Origin of the sequence: Phenylobacterium sp. (genome assembly GCF_035944335.1) — a bacterium.
Lineage (GTDB): Bacteria > Pseudomonadota > Alphaproteobacteria > Caulobacterales > Caulobacteraceae > Phenylobacterium.
In genome coordinates this window covers 1-3154 of the sequence record NZ_DASZBG010000014.1, presented here as the reverse complement: position 1 = coordinate 3154, position 3154 = coordinate 1, and the positions used below count along the sequence as shown (strand labels likewise).

5 protein-coding genes are annotated in these 3154 nt (G+C 70.6%); 2 read left to right on the top strand and 3 right to left on the bottom strand.

The annotated features are described in order from the left end of the window. A partial coding sequence (locus tag VGT80_RS03385; RefSeq protein ID WP_327452886.1) for a BlaI/MecI/CopY family transcriptional regulator occupies nucleotides 1–380 on the bottom strand: 380 nt, incomplete at its 3' end. Nucleotides 381–610: 230 nt separating this feature from the next. Between VGT80_RS03385 and VGT80_RS03380 the strand changes: the two genes are divergently transcribed. Together VGT80_RS03380 and VGT80_RS03375 are read left to right on the top strand one after the other, a co-directional pair. Beyond that, nucleotides 611–1615, top strand: a complete 1005-nt coding sequence (locus VGT80_RS03380) for a LysR substrate-binding domain-containing protein (RefSeq protein WP_327452884.1) — start codon at nucleotides 611–613, stop codon at nucleotides 1613–1615. A gap of 17 nt (nucleotides 1616–1632) precedes the next feature. Further along, on the top strand, nucleotides 1633–1803 hold the full coding sequence (locus tag VGT80_RS03375; RefSeq protein WP_327452882.1) for a hypothetical protein: 171 nt from the start codon (nucleotides 1633–1635) through the stop codon (nucleotides 1801–1803). Between the two features lie 4 nt (nucleotides 1804–1807). Here the strand turns inward: VGT80_RS03375 and VGT80_RS03370 are convergent, their stop codons facing one another. After that, a complete protein-coding gene (locus tag VGT80_RS03370) occupies nucleotides 1808–2095 on the bottom strand; it encodes a hypothetical protein (protein WP_327452880.1) in 288 nt (95 codons plus the stop codon). A 141-nt stretch (nucleotides 2096–2236) separates the two neighbouring features. Further along, on the bottom strand, nucleotides 2237–2905 hold the full coding sequence (locus VGT80_RS03365) for a hypothetical protein (protein ID WP_327452878.1): 669 nt from the start codon (nucleotides 2903–2905) through the stop codon (nucleotides 2237–2239). Nucleotides 2906–3154: the final 249 nt, after the last annotated feature.

Genomic DNA, 3154 nt, shown 5'->3' with positions numbered 1-3154 from the left:
TCGAATTCGGCCACCGTCTCGAAATCGACCGCAAGTTCGTCCACCAGCTGGGCGATCACCGCCGGGCCGAGGTTGCCCTTCAGGGAGCGGACCACCGCCGACAGCACCTGGGCCTCGAACTCGTTCTCGGAGGCGGTGGCGGCGAAGAAGGTCACCTTGCCCTGCCGCGTCTTCGCCAGCCGGCCCTTGTCGGTCAGGATGTTGAGGACGGTCTTGATCGCCGAGTAGGAGATCGTCCGCCCGCCCTCACTCAGAGCGCGGTGCACCTCGGAGACCGGGAGCGGGTGGTCGGCCTTCCAAACCACCTGCATGATCTCGCCCTCCAGCGGGCCAAGCACGGCGGCGGGGCCGGATCGCGTGGAGCGGAAGACATCGGCCATGGAGCGCCTCCAGCCGCGCGCCGGTACGGTCCGGGGCGACCGGCAAGGAACTGCTAAATACCTTAGCAGACGGTCGGGCGCCAGACCTCCGTTCGCTGGCCGCGCCGGGATTTCATGCATCTTGGTTCCGCATCCCCAGAGGTCCCTTGGCGGCATGGGGCCATCCCACGGCCCGTTCGGCGAACGATAGTATTTGCCCGCGGCTATAAGCCTGGCTGATAACCCTCGGCGTGAAGCCCCTACCTTCCCTGTTCGCCCTGCAGGCGCTGGAAGCCGCCGTGCGGCTCACCAGCTACAGCGCCGCGGCCCGCGAGCTGGCGGTGACCCAGGGCGCGATCAGCCAGCAGATCCGCAAGCTGGAGCAGGACCTGGGCGCGCGGCTGTTCAGCCGGCAGGGCAACGCGATGATCCCGACCCCGGCCGCGCTGCGGCTGGCGCAGGAGATCGCCGGATCGGTGAAGCGCCTGCGCAACGCGCTCGGCGAGTTCGTGGACGGCCAGGGCGACCCGCTGGTGCTGAGCGTCGCCGCCAGCTTCGGCGCACGCTGGCTGGCCCCCAAGCTGCCGCGGCTCCTGGCCGATCCCGCGGGCGGGCGGCTGGACGTGCGGGTGGAGGATCGGATTTCCAACCTGGCGGCCGACGGTGTCGATCTGGCGGTGCGCTTCGGGCGCGGCGACTGGCCCGAGGTGGAGGCGGCGCGGCTGAACACCGAGTGCTTCCTGGTGGTCTGCACCGCGGCGTTCGCGAAGGCGCACCGGCTGCGCGCCATCGAGGACCTCCGCCAGGCGCCCTTGATCGATTCGGTCGACCGGCTGTGGCCGATCCTGTTCAACCGCCACGGACTGGCGCCGCCGTCGCAGGCGGCCCTGGTCTCCAACGACTCGGTGCTGACGCTGGACGCCGTGGCGCGCGGCGTCGGCGCAGCCCTGGTCAGGGCCAGCATGGTCGAAGACGACCTGCGCGCGGGCAAGCTGGTGCGGCCGGTCCCGGACACCGTGCCCCTGCCGGTCAACTATGTTCGTCCCGGGCGGCTGGTGCGACAGGTGGACCCGGACGGGCCGCCGCCGCCCGACTTCGGCTACTTCGCGGTCTGGCGCGCCGACAGCCCCAAGCTCGGACGCATCCACGCCCTTCGCGACTGGCTGGTGGCTGAAGCCCGCGCGGGCGAGGCGGCGCTGGGCCTCGGCCCTGTCCCGACCCAGGAACCACTCCGCGCGGGGCGACATTCTCCATAGCGAAGGTGGAGACCCCGATGACCGACAAGCCGAGCGACAAGCCCGATCCGTCGCGCGGGCCGCACACGGTGCGCGCCGGCGTCATGGACGCCCTGCTGGGCAACCGCGGCCCGAACGGCGAGCTGACGCACAATGGCGAGCCGGCGATGGTCGAGGACGTGCCGGACGATCCGCAGGACGAGGACTAGGGGTTCAGCGCGACAGCCGCCGCCGGTTGGCGCGCACCTTGCGGCGATAGTGGGCCAACGCGCGCCGCGTCGCCGCGGGACCCCCGCCGAGGACCGCGTCGGCGAAGAACTGGCTCTGCACCTGGGCCGCGGCCTGCACCTTCTCGGAGATCATCAGCTCGGCCTCCTTGGCCGAGGCCGCGTCGCCGGCCGCCAGCTTGACCATCCGCAGGCCGATCACCGCCTGGGATTCGGCGGCCAGCCGCCAGCTGTCGAGGGTCAGGCCGAGCCAGGTCGAATAGAGCGATTTCAAGATTTTGCCTCAGGTGGGGCCTGGGCAACCCGCGCCGCCGGCCTTGGTTCCGATACCAGACATGCCTGTCCCCCGCCATTCGCGGCGGACGTTCTGCTCGGTGGCGGGCGCGGTGGGACGGGGCAGACGAGGTCGCTCAACTCAGCCGGACGCGCGCCAATCGTTGTCGGAGAGGAGGTCGTCGTCGTCGCGACCTGCCTCCCCCGATCTCGGGGGAGGGGGACCGCGCCCCGCAGAGGGCGTGGTGGAAGGGGCGGCCGGCGCACCGGCGGACCCCGCCCCGCCCACCATCGGCTCTTCGCTTCGCTCGGCCGATGGTCCCCCCGCCCCGCGAACGGGGCGGGCAAGAGGCAGGCCGATAGCGGCGCAGATGCGGGCGATCTGGGCCTCGAAGGGTTCGGCGAGGAAAGCTTCGACGTCGAGGACCTCGATTTCGAGGCGGTCTTCGAGTTCGGCCTTGAGCGTGTCGCCCTGGCCCTCGCCCTCGGCCTCGGTCCAGATCAGCCGCTGCACTTCGGCGGAGAGCTTGTTCTGGTGGGCCGCGACGCGGGCCTCGGCGGCCTTCCTGCCCCGATCCTGTTCGACGTGGTCCTGACGTTTGGCGTCGCGGCGGAGCTTGGCTTCCAGCGCGCAGGTCTGGCGCAGCGTCCGGCCCATGCGATGGAAGGCGAAGCTCAGCGACTGCTTCTCCGCCGGATTCTCGGCGGCCAGGGCCGCGACGTAGAGGTCTTCGGCCAGGCCCGCCGCCTGCTCGGCGAACCGGCCCAACAGGCGGGCGTGGCGCTCCATCATCTCGGCGTCGCTGTCCATAGAACAAAAGTAGAACATACGAACGCCGGGGAGTCAAAGGGAAAAAGTGAAACACCCCGATATTCAGGGGAGGATCGCGCCGCGCCAGCTCACGGTCGAAGCGTTCGCCTGGGCGGATTGTCGGAAGGTCCCGTAGGGGTGGCGAACGGACTCCGGATGTCGGCCACCAGGTCTCGGAAGCTCAGTCCTCGAGCGGGGGCTTGGCAAGCTTCAGCGCCTGGAAGGTCGGGTCAGACTCGAGGCCGCGCC